Genomic DNA, 14,314 nt, shown 5'->3' with positions numbered 1-14,314 from the left:
GTTTATGCCTCGCTTGCCAGATTCAGTAAATATTGACCATATTGATTTTTTTTCAAAGGTTGTGCTAATGCGATCAATTGTTCCTGATTGATATAACCCATTCGATAAGCAATTTCTTCTAAACAAGCAACTTTAAGATTTTGTCGCTTTTCAATGGTTTCAATGAACGTGGATGCTTCTAGTAAGGACTCATGTGTACCTGTATCTAACCAAGCAAATCCTCGTCCCATCACTTCTACTGAGAGTTTTCCTTTTTCAAGATACTTTTGATTGATATCGGTGATTTCCAATTCTCCTCGTTCAGAAGGGACAATTTTTTTAGCAATCTCAACAACTTTATTATCATAGAAGTATAAACCTGTCACGGCATAGCTAGATTTTGGCAGAGCAGGTTTTTCTTCAATCGAAACAGCTTGCATCGACTCATCAAATTCTACCACACCAAAACGTTCTGGATCGTTGACATGATAACCAAATACCGTGGCACCTTCTTCTTTTTGAGCAGCTTTTTGTAACATCTTAGATAAGCCACCGCCATAGTAGATATTGTCTCCTAAAATCAGGCAGACACTCTCATTTCCGATAAATTCTTCTCCAATGATGAAAGCTTGGGCAAGTCCATCTGGTGTTGGTTGAACAGCATATTCTATCTGAAGTCCTAATTCTCGTCCATCGCCAAAGAGCTCTTCGAATCGCGGGGTGTCCTGTGGTGTAGAGATGATCAAGATCTCTTTAATGCCAGCCAGCATCAGCGTAGACATAGGGTAATAGATCATTGGCTTGTCATAAATTGGCATCAATTGTTTCGATGTTGCTTTTGTAAGTGGATACAAGCGTGTGCCTGATCCTCCTGCTAATATGATTCCTTTCATTTACCTACACTACCTCCTAAAAAGTATCGTGTTTCTTCATCTTTATATACACATCTGATAATAAGCAGAGAAGCCACAGATTCAATAAATACTGTATTAACTGCAGTACCAATTTCATTGAATAGAGGAACCAAAATAAAAGTAGATATCAGACTCAGTATCCCTGTCAGAAAGTAGACTTTTGATAATTTATTCTGCCACCCCATGTTTACCAGAACTAAAGTTCCAAATATTTTAGCCCACAAAATTATCAAAGGAATAAAAGACATAATCATTATTAAACTTATTGAACGATTGTAAGAATTTCCAAAAAAATAAGGAAAAGCGAATGGAGATGCTACACAGAGTAAAAAACAAATCATACCCACTATGATAGTCGAATACTTAGTTATTTTCCTAACAAATAATACTGCATTATTTTTATTTTGTTTTAGTAGTAAACTTACATTAGGATAAACGGCTTGAACTAATGGTGATGTTATATTTGTTACGGCTTTAATAATTTTATCTGCTGCAGAATAGTAGCCAACAGAAACATTACCAGCAAAAAAACCTAAAATAACTACGCTACTAGTTGTATAAAAACTGGTAAAAACATTAGACAAAAATAGTGGAAATGCTTCTTTTAGTTGTTTAACTAGTAATTGTCGTTTTGGAATTATGATGGTAGCTTTTTTTGAAATAATAATTATTGTTAGACTTAAAATACCAGACAATATTGAACCTAATGTGTTTAAGATTGGAACTAATAAATAATCATTCGGTGTTTTTACTAAGATAAATATACCAATAGTAAATACTAATTTGGATACAAAATTCAAAATTGCTGTAAATTTCATTTCTTCAATACCTTGAAAATAAAATGATGGAAATAAAACATTGCCTAACACCATGCCAAATGTGTATAAATACAAATTTGTATATCCCTGTAGTTTAGGTAAAATGTTGACGAGTACCATCAGAATTCCAAAGCAAGCAATTAATAATATAGATTTTAATATCATTATAGACCATAGGATCTCCGACTGTTTGATTCTATTCCCTCTACTCTGAGAAACATCACGTGCACCGGTTAAATTAAATCCAAATTCAGTTATAAGTATAAAATATTGAATAATTGCTTGTGAAAAACTAATTAATCCATAAGTTTCAACGCCTAAAGTTCTTGTAAGAAATGGTAAAGTTATAAGAGGTAAAATATAGTTCATGATTTGTACACTAGCTAAAGAAAAAAAATTCTCAACTAATTTATTTGATTTAACCTTCATTTAACATCCCATCTTTCAAGCCCTTGGCAATCGCCTTTATTTTTAAAACTTTTTTTTCTTCAAAAAAAATAATTTTTATGAAACGTTTTAATAATCTTCTATTAGAATCATGAAACCAGTTTTTATATTTTTTATTATACATTTTATACAACCAAATATAATTTCTATAAATATAATACTGGCGAAATGGAGAATGATTATAAACTGAAATATTCTTGCCAAAAACTTTTCTTGTTGAAATATATCCCAATTCATGATGAAGCACCGCATGTGCTGATTGAATAACTACTAAATCTTTGGATTGCAATTGAAAACAAATCTCATGATCCACATGATCAATAAAATAATTCTCATTAAACCATATATTATTTTGCATAAACAAGTTAACATTCAATATATTTCCTGATGTCATAATGGTCTCTACTATAGAGTAATGAGTAGATCTATCTTTGGAAACGATATTTTTATCATCATAAACATACTTTGGGCCTATTATTGCCGGATATGTCTTTTTATCTTCTAAAAATTTTAACATAGTTTTTTCCATTTCAATCAAATAGTTTTCACTTGGAAAACTGTCTTGATCTAGAGTTAAAATAAATTTATAGTTACTATCTGAAGCAAATTTTAATGCAATATTTAACGGCTCTGCAATGCCTTTGTTACGATTGTCAGATAGTAAAGTGACCCTAGGTTCAATTTTCTTTAAAAACTCATTTTTACCTTCAGAATTATTAACAACTAAGATTCTTAAATCTCTATTCAAAAAATAATCTGTCAATTTAACAATATTTTCATCTGGATAATATGCTATTATAACAACCAAAATTTCACTGGGATTCATATAAGATTCCTCTTTCTAAGTTCATTTAAAACTTATTCCTAATTTTTGAAATAATATATTTTTCGAATGTTCCAATTTTAAAACAACATATATACCATGGCATTATTAATTTTGAAGCTTTAAGCCATTTTAAAATATAAACTTTCTGAGACTCCAATAAAATTTTTTGTCTGTTTATAAAACTACCAATACTTTTCTTTGTTGAAGTTCCACCAATATGAGTAATCTTAACTCTAGTATCAACAAATACCTTCTCTGTGACTAAAGATATTTTTTTAAACAATAGATTTTCTTCGCCATAAAGAAAAGTTGTTTCATCAAAAAAGCCTACTGATTCAAACAGCGCCCCGTCAATAATGAAAAAACATCCGGATAAAACATCAACTTTCATAATTTTATTATCATAGTTTTCAAAATTATAAAATCTACTTTTATTTATAACCTCAGAAACTTTGGTTGTAAAAAAAGTTGTTTCACTGAATAAATGATAATATGTAGGAAACTTCCAAGCAAAATTCCTTACGATTTTATTTTTATTATCTGCAACCAATCCACTGATTGCTTTTGCTCCATCAGTTTTGATATCATCAACAAGTAAGTTAAAATCTTCTTCACTTATAATAATATCAGGATTGCTAATAATATAGTTTTTAACTTTGTATTTCTTTGCAGCATAACGAAGTCCTAGATTATTTCCAGCTGAATATCCATTGTTCGTCTTATTAAAGATTAGATCAATTTTGGGCTTTTTATTTAAAGATTGAAGGTGCTTTTCTGAATCGTCTGAAGAATTATTATCAACAACGATAATTCTATCGATCCGATTAAATTCAACTAGCGAGTTGACTATCTTTAATGTATTAAATGCATCATTGTAATTTAATATTACCACTATGTTCATCATGTAACTCCTTTTCGAGAAAAAATACGGTTATTCCCCACCATATAGTTGAAACATTTAAATAAAAAAATATTTCAAATAATGTGTGAATCATTAATACACAATAAGCAAAAAAGAAAGCTTGAATGGTTTTTGACCCTTTGTATCCTTTTGAATTTAACAATTTCAATACAGGAAACAAATATAGCATGATTGAAATAATACCTGCAAAAATACCAAAGCTTCTCAGAGAAATCAGAATAAAATTATGTGGATCGTTTTTAATAGAGTATCCCATGCCAAATATATTTTGAGAGATATCTTGTAAAGAATTAATGATGAGTATATCTCTTCCTGAAATGTATCCATCAGAAAGAGATGAAATTGTTGCATTCAAAAATACATTGCCAATTGATGTTTTGATTAACCCCAAATAGATAATTCCAAAGAGTATTATTAAAGACGAAATTAACCACAATTTCCCTTTTTTTCTCGAAAACCATATTTGGTATAATGTATAAAAAAGCAAAACAAATATAACTGAAATTATTGCTGATTTAGACATAGTTAATAACAAACCTAAGGAGGCAATTAAAGTGTAAATCAACCAATACTTTTTCTTACCAACATATTCAAATACCAATATAAAAGATATATATATCGATAAATAGTTAGAATTCCCCATAAATGTTGACGCAATTTCTTTTATTGTATAATAATTTGTAGAGTTAATTGCACCATTTAAATAGAATGATATAGAAAGCTGAATAATCAAACTTATAAGCAAAATTCGATTAGCATATATATAATCTTCTAGATAAAAATTGACGTTAGAAAAGAAAATAAATATTAAGATAATATATGTATACACAATTACTGGTAATATTGAAGACATACCAAAAGGAGACCAAAAAAATGTTAACATACTGTAAATTATCATAATAAACGATGTTATTATATATTTTCTAGAAAAAGAATAAATACGGAAATCACTTTTTTTATATAATATTTTAAGTGTAATCAAAACAATAAAAAATAACAAGAAAACTTCTGCGTAGTTTATATTATAATTTTCCGAACTGTAACTTATAGTTAAAAAGTTTCCAAAGGTTAAAAATAAAAATAAAATCTTAATCATGAATTATCCTCATATCTATGATTTTTTATAATCTGCGGCACCCTTGAACAAGGATTTCAAGGCCTTAATTCTCGAGATTGAACTTTGATTGTTATACCTTCTTAACCAAAACTGAATTATATAGAAAAAGAAATACTTTCTACTTATAGCTGCAAATAATGCTCCCTTGTCAAAATAAAATTTTTCATTATATCCCTTAAACCATGTTGAATCTTCATTATAAACATCAGCAATTGTTTGAGTCACTGAATATACTTTCAATTTTTTATTCAGGACATTCATTAAAAACAAAGAATCTTCTCCTGATCCATATTTAGCTCCACCACCAAATAACAAAGAAAAAAATATTGCATTCTTGTGAATCTTGTCTCGCTTAAACGCAAATGTTACTGTTCCATATCTCAAAGCATTGAAAAATCTGACACGTCCATTTTTAGTTGTAGTATTTTTGATTTTCGATTTATTGTGCACCCGAACGTTAAATATTATCATATCAGCATCCGGATTGTTTTTAAATTCATTCAAAATTATAGATTCATAGTTATCTACAAAAACTTCATCATCATCTGCCATTATCAAAATATCGTCCCAAGCATTTATTAATGCTAAATTACGCGATTTTCCAACACCTCTTTGATTTGAGTTAAATACTTCAACATTGAATTCTTTCTCTTCTAGTTTAATATATTTATTCTCATCACACTGGTTAACGTTTATGACGTTAGTCTTTATATTCATACTTTTATAGTGCATTATATCTTTGTTTAATGATGATAATAATACTTGCAATTAATATTCACTTCCTAAGATAGATTTTTTGATCCAAAATAGTACGAGAAACATAGATGAAAAAAAACTCAAGTTCTCATACACTCTATATATTTCCCAATGGTATTTAATGAGAGATTTCTTATCATACGAAAGACTATTTACTACAACTCTATGCGAACCTAGTACTTTATTTAAGCATCCTAATTTTTTTGCTTTTTTTATCACTTCAATCCACATAAGATAGTCATTTCTTTTCCTTATATTTGGAACCTCAAATTTACCTAATTTATGTGAATCATATATTACCGTTGAGTTTCCAGGACAATACTTCAATAGCATTTTATAATCTGCAATCTCGGGATATTTTATTATTCGATCCAAATCAATTGATTTCTCATCGATTTTATTATAATAAGTACAAGAAAAACTTAGTTTTTCTTGTATCATGAATGCTATTTGCTCTTCTAGTTTTTTCGGAAACCATAAATCATCACTATCTAAAAAGGCAATGTATCTACCACTTGCTCTATTTACACCAATATTACGAGATTGTGCTGCACCTGAATTAACAGATTGGTATAAGGTCACTATTCTTTTATCCATCTTCTCGTACTTACTAATAATTCTTTTTGTATCATCTTTAGAATTATCGTCAATTAATATAAGCTCCCAGTTCTCGTAAGATTGATTAAGAACACTATTTATTGCTTCTTCTAAGTACATTTCGCAATTATAACACGGCATTATTATCGATACTTTATCCAATTTAATCCACACCTTGCTCAATAATTAAACTTCCAAATGCTTTATTTATTAATCTTCCAATTCTACCAGGAAAATACCCCAGTAAATAAATAATCAAATTTAATCCAGAAAAAAGATATACCTTCTTCCCCTTTGATGCAGCTATTTCTTTGACCATAAAACTAGTTCTCTGAAATACTGGATCTTGTGGTAAAAATACACCGGAATCGGAAAAATCCACTCTTAATTTAATAAAATCACATAGGCGATAAATATTTAACATTGATCTTTCATTTTTTATATTCGGAAAAACTGGTGTCCAATTTGCTATCTTCACAAGCAGTTGATAATTTCCTTTACTTCCCTCACCATATATCATTGGAGGACGGATGAATACTATTTTAAATGTGTCACTTTTGAGAGGTGTCAATTTTTGTTCAGCTTTCCACTTACTATCCCCGTAAAAATTAGATGGATTAGGTAGAGTTTCTGAAGTAATAACACGCTTCTTATTTATGTTTGTTTCCTCACCATAAATAATAATCGAACTCATATAAATAAATTGTCCGTTTTTACCATTCAAATCATTTTTGTATTTTTCAGCAGTTTCGACTGCAAGGTCACAGTTTACTTTATAATAAAGTTGTTTCGTTTCTTCACTGACTTTTGATACATCTGCATGGGCAATTCCTGCGACATGAAAAATAGAATCATAATGGGAGAAATCTTTTTCTTTCCATTGATCTCCATGCATATCAATTGTATCAATTTGATAGTTATCGCTAAATTGCTGCATCCATTTCTCGAAGGATGTACCGATATAACTATTCGCTCCTGTAATTAGGATTCGTTTCATTCGATTTCCTCCTTCTTCATCGTTCCCGTCCCGCCTTCAACGACACCGTCACTTTTGAAAACAGAAGTAATCGTACAAAAGAAGCATTTTATATCCATCCTTAAACTAATATTATCCGTATATTTGCCATCTAACTCAGCCTTAATTGGAATCTCAAGTTCGTCTCGACCACTAATCTGAGCCAATCCAGTCAATCCTGGTCGAATATTATTTGCCCCATACATATCACGTTCTTCAATCAAATCATATTGATTCCATAGCGCTGGACGAGGCCCAATGACAGCCATATCACCTTTGATAATGTTGAACAATTGAGGTAATTCATCTAAACTTGTTTTTCTTAAAAATTTTCCGACCTTGGTGATATAAAAATCAGGGTCTGCTAATAGATGTGTCGGCATTTCTTTTGGTGTATCAATCTTCATTGTTCTGAATTTATAAATATTAAAATAGGTTTTATTCTTTCCAACCCGTTTTTGCTTGAAAATAATTGGTCCCTTAGAATCTAGTTTTATTGCTAAGCATAAAAGTAATAAAACTGGTGATAACACAACGATCCCCATTAACGATAAAATAAAATCAATGATTCGTTTCAATCCATCCTTATACAACAAAACCCACTCCTATTTGTTTGAAGCATTTGCAAATTTCACAATTTCATTAGCCAAGGTAGCACTTTCTTTAGGAAGTGCTTCTACAAAATAAAGTACCTCTTCCAAGGAATAACCTTTGATATTGCCAACAAAGATTTTCTCGAAGACTGCTTCATCATTCCGTTCTTTATCCAATAGTAGTTCTTCGTATAATTTTTCCCCAGGTCGAATCCCAGTTTCAATAATCTCAATATCTTCTTCGCTATAACCACTTAGACGAATCATATTCTTCGCAAGATCAACGATTTTCACCGGTTCGCCCATATCTAAAATAAAGATTTCGCCACCCTTAGCAAGTGCGCCTGACTGAATAACTAAGCGGCTAGCTTCTGGGATCGTCATGAAATAGCGAGTCATGCGAAAATCAGTCACTGTAATTGGTCCGCCTTTTGCTATTTGCTCACGGAATACTGGAATCACACTGCCTCTTGAACCTAAGACATTACCAAAACGTACAGCAGAAAATTTCGTGCAACCTTTTTCATTTAAGCCAGTAACAATCATCTCAGAGATGCGCTTTGTTGCCCCCATGACGTTTGGCGGATTATTGGCCTTATCTGTAGAGACCATTACAAAGTTTTTCACCTTCGCAGCTTTAGCAGCTTCAGCAGTATTCTTCGTCCCGTAAATATTGTTTTTGACTGCCTCTTTAGGATTGTATTCCATCAACGGTACGTGTTTATGGGCTGCTGCATGATAGACGATATCCGGTTTGACTTGGTTCATGATTTCAAACATCTTTTCACGATCTTGTATATCGGCTATAACGGGAACGATTTCGGTAATATTGTCTTTAAAATTGATGTTCAACTCGCGGTCAATTAAGTAAATCGAGTTTTCACCGTGTCCTAACAAAACTAGTTTTTTAGGATTGAATTGAATCACTTGGCGACAGATTTCGGAACCAATCGATCCACCAGCACCAGTCACTAATATCGTCTTTCCAGTAATTTGATCTTTGATGGAGTCGATATCCAATTTGACTTCATCTCTGCCTAGCAAATCAACGACATCGATTTTCTTCAAACGTGAGGTGCTGATTTTCCCAGAGGCGATTTCTTCCATTGAGGGCATCGTATTGACTTTGACATGCAAAGGTTCAATTAAACTAAAAATATTTCGCAGTTTTTTCCGTGACAAGGATGGAATGGCGATCGTGACCATATTGATCTCATACTTTTGAATCAAATCAGGTAAATCAGTGATACAACCCAAGACTTTTTTTCCAGAAAGATACGTGTTTCGTTTATTCGGATCATCATCGACAAAGCCAATGATATTAATGTCACTTGCCGTTTTCGAACCTACAAAGCTATTGTAAAGAATACGACCGCCTTCACCTGCGCCGACGATCAGGGTATTTTTGACAACCTCATTGGACGTCCCCCTCATGTTTTTTCTTTCAATATAGATCCGCCAAATCAATCGACTAGCTATGATCAAAAAGAGCGAAAGAAAGTACGTAAAGATCACTAACCGCACGCTATAGGTTTCATCACCGAAAAATAAGATCACATTACATGTAAAAGCGCTGCATGATATAGCCAGGAAGATAGCAATCATTTCTTTCAAGTTCGTGTAACGATTGATCCGAGAAAAAACACGGAACACGGAACCATAAAACAGGTAGAAGCCGACAGACAGACTCACAGAGATCATTGTAAATTCCCTTGGAATCGCCACAAAGGGTCTCATAAAATAAACTGCTGCAATATTCGCTGCTATGATCAATAAACTATCTAAAACTATCAAAGTTACAATTTTTCTTCTTCTCGTTAATTCAAACAACCCAGTTGCCCCCTAAAATAACCCGAATTTCTTTTTTTTCACTTCTATATAACTTGGAAAACTGATTTGATCCCCGTTTATCAAATCTTTTGCCACTTGTTTCATCAATGTTACTTTCTGCAAACTAAAATCTTTTTCAATTTGATTGTAGGCTTCTTTTAAATTAAAGGTGCGTTTTGTAACGCCATGAGCATCCGAAGCGACCATCTGAACAAGATTATGTTCAACCATTATTTTTGCTGTTTTTTGGATCTCTTTTCCAAATACGCCGACATAGCTTGGCGCAGTTAACTGTGCTAAACAGCCCATATCCAAAAAAGGGATGAGATTGTTAGGGTCTTTTCTAAAATGAGCATTCCGCTCGGGGTGGACAATGACTGGAATCTTTCCCAGCTGTAGTAAATCGAAGAATATTTGTTCTGTATACGTAGGCACTTCAATCGTAGGAAATTCTATCAAGATATACGTATCATCAAGATCTGTAAAAAGGATGTCATTTTTCTGTATATCCTCAATTAAATCTCCTGTTATCCTCACCTCTTGTCCCTCAAGTACTGTCAAGGACAAGTTCCGTGCATCCAATTCTTCTTGTAAAGAAGTAACGAGAGAAATGACCTCTGACTTCGGATTGCGGTATTTTCCATTGTTGTGATGTGGGGTACAAAGGATATGCGTAATTCCTTGGCTAATCGCTTTTTCAGCCATAGCAATGCTCGCATTGATGTCTTCTGCACCATCATCAATTCCTGGTAAAATGTGGCAATGTAAATCAATCATTTCTCTCGTCTCCTTCAAATTAATTAATTTCCATAATAATAGTAGTAACCTGAATCTTTCGAGTGTTCGGCACCGTTATAGACCACACCAATGATTCTTGCTTGAACCATATTCAAAAGATCTCTCGCTTTTGTTAAGGATTCTTTCCGAGCAACATTCTCTCGAACCACTAAAATCGTTCCGTCTGCTTTAGATGCCATGATTTGTGCATCAGTGACTGCTACAACTGGTGGCATATCAAAAATAACCACATCATAAAGGTTTTTCGCTTCTTCCATCACTTGGTTCATTCGTGCCGATCCAAGTAGCTCAGATGGATTTGGTGGTTTTGGTCCACTTGTTAAGACAGATAAATTATCGATCACCGTTTTTTGGGCTGCTTCAAGGACGCTCGTTGAGGTACTTAATACGGTACTCAATCCACTCGCATTATTTAAGCTGAATGTCTTGTATACTGTAGGCTTCCGCATATCGGCATCGACTAACAAGACCCGTTGTCCTGATTTAGCAAAAACAACCGCTAAATTGGCTGAGGTTGTCGATTTCCCTTCACCTGGACCAGAAGAAGTAACAACAATGGTCTTGATTTGCTTATCTGCTGAAGACGCAAATTGAATATTTGTACGGATCGTACGATATTGCTCTGAGATTGGTGAAGAAGGATCAATTAGCGTGATCAAACTTACTGCATGTGTCTGTGTCCCAGTACGTTCTTGTTTTTTTGCCATCATTGTTCCCTCCTAGACCCGACTACGACTGCGGCGTGATTCTGCCGATTTGTCGCCTTGCGGTTTCTTAATAAATGGTGCACTTGGTTTTTTCTGAATGGTCGCAGCCAATTCTTTTGGTGACATTTGGGGTACAGTACCTAATACGGTAAAGCCTAATGTTTCGGTTACAAACTTATCATCTTTAACGGTTCGATCTAGCAGCTCCAATAAGAAGGCTAAGCCAACACCGACCATGATGCCTAGTACTAGACCAATGGCTAAGTTTAGTTTGTTGTTAGGTGAAACTGGTGTAGTACTAGCTACCGCACTTGAAATGATTGAGATTTTATCAACATTCATAACATCTTGGGCATTTTCTTGAAAGACTAATGCAGTCGTGTTGGCAATATTTTGCGCTGACACTGCATTGGTACTAGTTGCCTGAATAGAAAACATTTGTGAGTTTTGCGATTGATTGATTGAAATGGATTCCTTCAATTGTCCGACAGTCAAGTCAAGGTTGTTTTCGGACTCCAGTCGATCCTTTACTTGTGTCATAACTAAATCACTGACGATCATATCCTTATACGTATTGATCATTTGCAGGTTTGTATTTACATCGTTTGCATTGGTAGTTTCTGATTGCGGCAATGTCACAATCAACTGGGCTTGTGAACTGTATTTAGGTGTAATGACAAAGAAGGTGAATATCCCTGCTAAAGCCAAACCAGCAAACATTGAAATAAAAATAGCAGCTAAGTGTTTCCGTAGAATTGCGAATATTTCTTTTAAGCTAATTGTTTCTTCCATCTTTTCTCCACTTTCCTATTCATTCTCTAGATTTAGTTGAGCTTTCAACTCTTTTTGAACTCTTGCTAGTTCTTCGTCACTCACTCGCTGATATGAGATGCCGTCTTGCATGAATCCTTCCCCTTGCAACTGGTCTTGTTTGATCGTTTGAAAGGCACTGCGATAATTAAATGCTAAAGTTCGCATGTCATCGAAACTCATATCTGTTTTCATGTTTTGCTCAACAGCATTTAAAATCGTTTGATATTGGGTGATTCCATCAAGACTCAAGACTTTCTTAACGATCCCTTCAACGATTTTCCGTTGGCGTTCTTGACGACCATAATCGCCGTTTGGATCTTCATAACGCATTCTTGAATAGGCAAGGGCTTGTTCGCCATTTAATGACGTACGTCCGATTGCAAAATCAAAGCCATCTTGCGAAAAGGTGATCTCATTGTCAACTTCAATGCCACCAACTGCATCGACTAATTCTTTCAAGCCAGCCATATTGATTGATACATAATGATCGATCGGAATATCTAAGAATTTTTCTACGGTATTCATTGCCATCGCTGGTCCACCAAAAGCATAGGCATGGTTAATTTTATCTGTCGTCCCGTGTCCAACGATATCGACATAGGAATCTCGTCCAATACTCACCACCGTCGTCTGATTGTCTTGAGGACTGATGGTCACCACCATCATGGTATCAGAACGGCCTTGTTCGACTCTGCCTAAATCACCGGTATCGATCCCCATCAGTAAAACCGAGAAGGACTCTTGTTGGGATAGATTGACATCATTTTCACGTAGGCGATCTTCTCGATCACGCTCAACTGATTGATAGGTTTCGTTAATTGAGTTTGACACATCAAAATATAGTTTAGCAGCAACACCGATCAATCCGATGACTAACACTGCAACGATTGTAAGGATAATTAAAAAGATTTTTTTTCCTTTTGACATTTGCTTTCCTCCAGTTATCTAAAATTTCCTTCAGCACGATTCAACTTATCTAATAGTAAGACGCTGAACTCATGTCTGTTCCAGTACCGTCTCCTGTTGATGTATCGTCAGAATAACTTCCAGTTGAAGCTGAGGGAATATAACTGGTATAGCCTGTATACCCCATTTGTGCCGCAATTGAATTAGCGGACTCTGTAAAAGAATCTTTGAGCACTTGATTTCGCACTTGATTGATGCTGTCAATCAGAGCTAAATAGCCATCCAAAGTCACTTCGCTAGTTACAACATTTTCTTGCAGCATAGCATTCAAGCTGGCTTGAATTTGTGTAATGCGATCCAATTGAGCGGTCGCAAACTCTAAATAAGCAGAAACAAGGTCTTTCCATGGACCATCTTCAAGAAAATTTAAATCCTCACGTACATTCCCTAAGTCCGTTTCTTTTAAATCCTCTTTAATAGTGACATTGTTCTCAGCAGCTTGCCAATTCGAAATACCTTCAGTAAACAACGCTGCTGTCTTAGCTTGTACTTTCACTTTTGCCTCAATCACTTTTAGTTGATCATCCAGCGCTTGTTTCTTTTCTTGAATCTCAACAGATTCGCCCGGCAATGCGCTCTCTTCGATTCCGTAATCATCTGCAGATACTTTTACTGCTGATAGTTTCGCGACAGTTTTCAAAACCTCTTCTTCGCTAAGATCACTTCGTAAAAACGTTTGCTCTTCGTTGCTGTACATACCAGCAATTTCTCCGGACAGTTCATTTAAGCGCTCTCGCTCGCTTGCAATCGCTGTCTGTGCGTATTCGACTCGTTGCTGATATTGTCTTAGGTTATTTTGTCGGTAACCTATCAAACATATTAAGATGGCTCCGATTCCCACAGCTAACACAGTCAAAGTCTTTATTAACGGCTTTCCCATGAACACACTCCCTAATTCAATTGTGCTTGTTTAAGCATGCTGCCTTCGTCTCACATAATAAAGGCAATTCTAGTTTATTATAAGAGAAATGTATCATTAAATAAAGGAAATTCCTGTTTTTTCTTTTTAAAGGTATATTTTTCGTCAATAAAAGACTTATACAGTGGCAAACATCAGTTATTTTAAATATACATAAATAACGTGAAGCATACTTGACAGTTTTTTTAAACCCTCATTTTAAATAATAAATAATTCAGTGATAATCGTTGTTCTCATCGTCTTTGAGAGTTGTTATATCATAGAAAAATAACCTCGAGCGATTACATTCGTTCATTT

Annotated in this window: 15 protein-coding genes; all 15 read right to left on the bottom strand. The window is 33.9% G+C overall.

Annotated features, from left to right (window positions below):
* Window positions 1-2: 2 nt before the first annotated feature.
* From rfbA to IGJ44_RS05865, 15 genes are read right to left on the bottom strand one after another with little or no spacing between them, the layout of a single operon-like run.
* Window positions 3-872 carry a glucose-1-phosphate thymidylyltransferase RfbA gene (gene rfbA / locus IGJ44_RS05935; protein ID WP_430606338.1) on the bottom strand — a complete coding sequence of 290 codons (870 nt, stop codon included), beginning with the start codon at window positions 870-872 and terminating at the stop codon, window positions 3-5.
* Entirely contained in the window at window positions 869-2,140 is a 1,272-nt protein-coding gene (locus IGJ44_RS05930) for a flippase (protein ID WP_429969770.1), read from the bottom strand. Before IGJ44_RS05930 ends, rfbA begins: the two co-directional genes overlap by 4 nt.
* On the bottom strand, window positions 2,130-2,984 hold the full coding sequence (locus IGJ44_RS05925; protein WP_430606336.1) for a glycosyltransferase: 855 nt from the start codon (window positions 2,982-2,984) through the stop codon (window positions 2,130-2,132). The genes IGJ44_RS05930 and IGJ44_RS05925 overlap by 11 nt, the downstream gene beginning before the upstream one ends.
* A gap of 25 nt (window positions 2,985-3,009) precedes the next feature.
* Window positions 3,010-3,885 (bottom strand): glycosyltransferase, encoded by an 876-nt coding sequence (locus IGJ44_RS05920; RefSeq protein WP_429969768.1) that lies wholly within the window; start codon window positions 3,883-3,885, stop codon window positions 3,010-3,012.
* On the bottom strand, window positions 3,854-5,002 hold the full coding sequence (locus IGJ44_RS05915; RefSeq protein ID WP_430606334.1) for an O-antigen ligase family protein: 1,149 nt from the start codon (window positions 5,000-5,002) through the stop codon (window positions 3,854-3,856). The genes IGJ44_RS05920 and IGJ44_RS05915 overlap by 32 nt, the downstream gene beginning before the upstream one ends.
* Before the next feature lie 15 nt (window positions 5,003-5,017).
* Complete coding sequence (locus tag IGJ44_RS05910) at window positions 5,018-5,791, bottom strand: glycosyltransferase family A protein (protein WP_270288008.1); 774 nt, start codon at window positions 5,789-5,791, stop codon at window positions 5,018-5,020.
* A complete protein-coding gene (locus IGJ44_RS05905) occupies window positions 5,792-6,538 on the bottom strand; it encodes a glycosyltransferase family 2 protein (protein WP_270306522.1) in 747 nt (248 codons plus the stop codon).
* A gap of 1 nt (window position 6,539) precedes the next feature.
* On the bottom strand, window positions 6,540-7,373 hold the full coding sequence (locus IGJ44_RS05900; protein ID WP_430606332.1) for an NAD-dependent epimerase/dehydratase family protein: 834 nt from the start codon (window positions 7,371-7,373) through the stop codon (window positions 6,540-6,542).
* Window positions 7,370-7,984, bottom strand: a complete 615-nt coding sequence (locus IGJ44_RS05895) for a sugar transferase (RefSeq protein WP_430606330.1) — start codon at window positions 7,982-7,984, stop codon at window positions 7,370-7,372. The genes IGJ44_RS05900 and IGJ44_RS05895 overlap by 4 nt, the downstream gene beginning before the upstream one ends.
* Before the next feature lie 12 nt (window positions 7,985-7,996).
* Window positions 7,997-9,814 carry a polysaccharide biosynthesis protein gene (locus tag IGJ44_RS05890; protein WP_430606328.1) on the bottom strand — a complete coding sequence of 606 codons (1,818 nt, stop codon included), beginning with the start codon at window positions 9,812-9,814 and terminating at the stop codon, window positions 7,997-7,999.
* A 12-nt stretch (window positions 9,815-9,826) separates the two neighbouring features.
* Window positions 9,827-10,591, bottom strand: coding sequence for a tyrosine-protein phosphatase (locus IGJ44_RS05885; protein WP_430606327.1), 765 nt, complete (start codon window positions 10,589-10,591; stop codon window positions 9,827-9,829).
* A 23-nt stretch (window positions 10,592-10,614) separates the two neighbouring features.
* The gene (locus tag IGJ44_RS05880; RefSeq protein WP_005234973.1) at window positions 10,615-11,322 is read right to left on the bottom strand and encodes a CpsD/CapB family tyrosine-protein kinase; all 708 of its coding nucleotides are present in this window, start codon (window positions 11,320-11,322) and stop codon (window positions 10,615-10,617) included.
* Window positions 11,323-11,331: 9 nt separating this feature from the next.
* The gene (locus IGJ44_RS05875; RefSeq protein WP_016608123.1) at window positions 11,332-12,111 is read right to left on the bottom strand and encodes a YveK family protein; all 780 of its coding nucleotides are present in this window, start codon (window positions 12,109-12,111) and stop codon (window positions 11,332-11,334) included.
* A gap of 15 nt (window positions 12,112-12,126) precedes the next feature.
* Window positions 12,127-13,059, bottom strand: a complete 933-nt coding sequence (locus IGJ44_RS05870) for an LCP family protein (RefSeq protein ID WP_430606326.1) — start codon at window positions 13,057-13,059, stop codon at window positions 12,127-12,129.
* A 49-nt stretch (window positions 13,060-13,108) separates the two neighbouring features.
* A complete protein-coding gene (locus IGJ44_RS05865; protein WP_430606324.1) occupies window positions 13,109-13,978 on the bottom strand; it encodes a hypothetical protein in 870 nt (289 codons plus the stop codon).
* Window positions 13,979-14,314: the final 336 nt, after the last annotated feature.

The sequence above is a fragment of the Enterococcus sp. DIV1368d genome (assembly GCF_050542975.1).
Taxonomy (GTDB): domain Bacteria; phylum Bacillota; class Bacilli; order Lactobacillales; family Enterococcaceae; genus Enterococcus_D; species Enterococcus_D casseliflavus.
This window is presented reverse-complemented; position numbering and strand designations above follow the sequence as displayed.

Coding starts and splice junctions, on each gene's coding strand:
- rfbA (WP_430606338.1), bottom strand. CDS start 872: ATGAAAGGAATCATATTAGCAGGAGGATCAGGCACACGCTTGTATCCA.
- IGJ44_RS05920 (WP_429969768.1), bottom strand. CDS start 3,885: ATGAACATAGTGGTAATATTAAATTACAATGATGCATTTAATACATTA.
- IGJ44_RS05915 (WP_430606334.1), bottom strand. CDS start 5,002: ATGATTAAGATTTTATTTTTATTTTTAACCTTTGGAAACTTTTTAACT.
- IGJ44_RS05885 (WP_430606327.1), bottom strand. CDS start 10,591: ATGATTGATTTACATTGCCACATTTTACCAGGAATTGATGATGGTGCA.
- IGJ44_RS05880 (WP_005234973.1), bottom strand. CDS start 11,322: ATGATGGCAAAAAAACAAGAACGTACTGGGACACAGACACATGCAGTA.
- IGJ44_RS05870 (WP_430606326.1), bottom strand. CDS start 13,059: ATGTCAAAAGGAAAAAAAATCTTTTTAATTATCCTTACAATCGTTGCA.
- IGJ44_RS05875 (WP_016608123.1), bottom strand. CDS start 12,111: ATGGAAGAAACAATTAGCTTAAAAGAAATATTCGCAATTCTACGGAAA.
- IGJ44_RS05930 (WP_429969770.1), bottom strand. CDS start 2,140: ATGAAGGTTAAATCAAATAAATTAGTTGAGAATTTTTTTTCTTTAGCT.
- IGJ44_RS05925 (WP_430606336.1), bottom strand. CDS start 2,984: ATGAATCCCAGTGAAATTTTGGTTGTTATAATAGCATATTATCCAGAT.
- IGJ44_RS05865 (WP_430606324.1), bottom strand. CDS start 13,978: ATGGGAAAGCCGTTAATAAAGACTTTGACTGTGTTAGCTGTGGGAATC.
- IGJ44_RS05900 (WP_430606332.1), bottom strand. CDS start 7,373: ATGAAACGAATCCTAATTACAGGAGCGAATAGTTATATCGGTACATCC.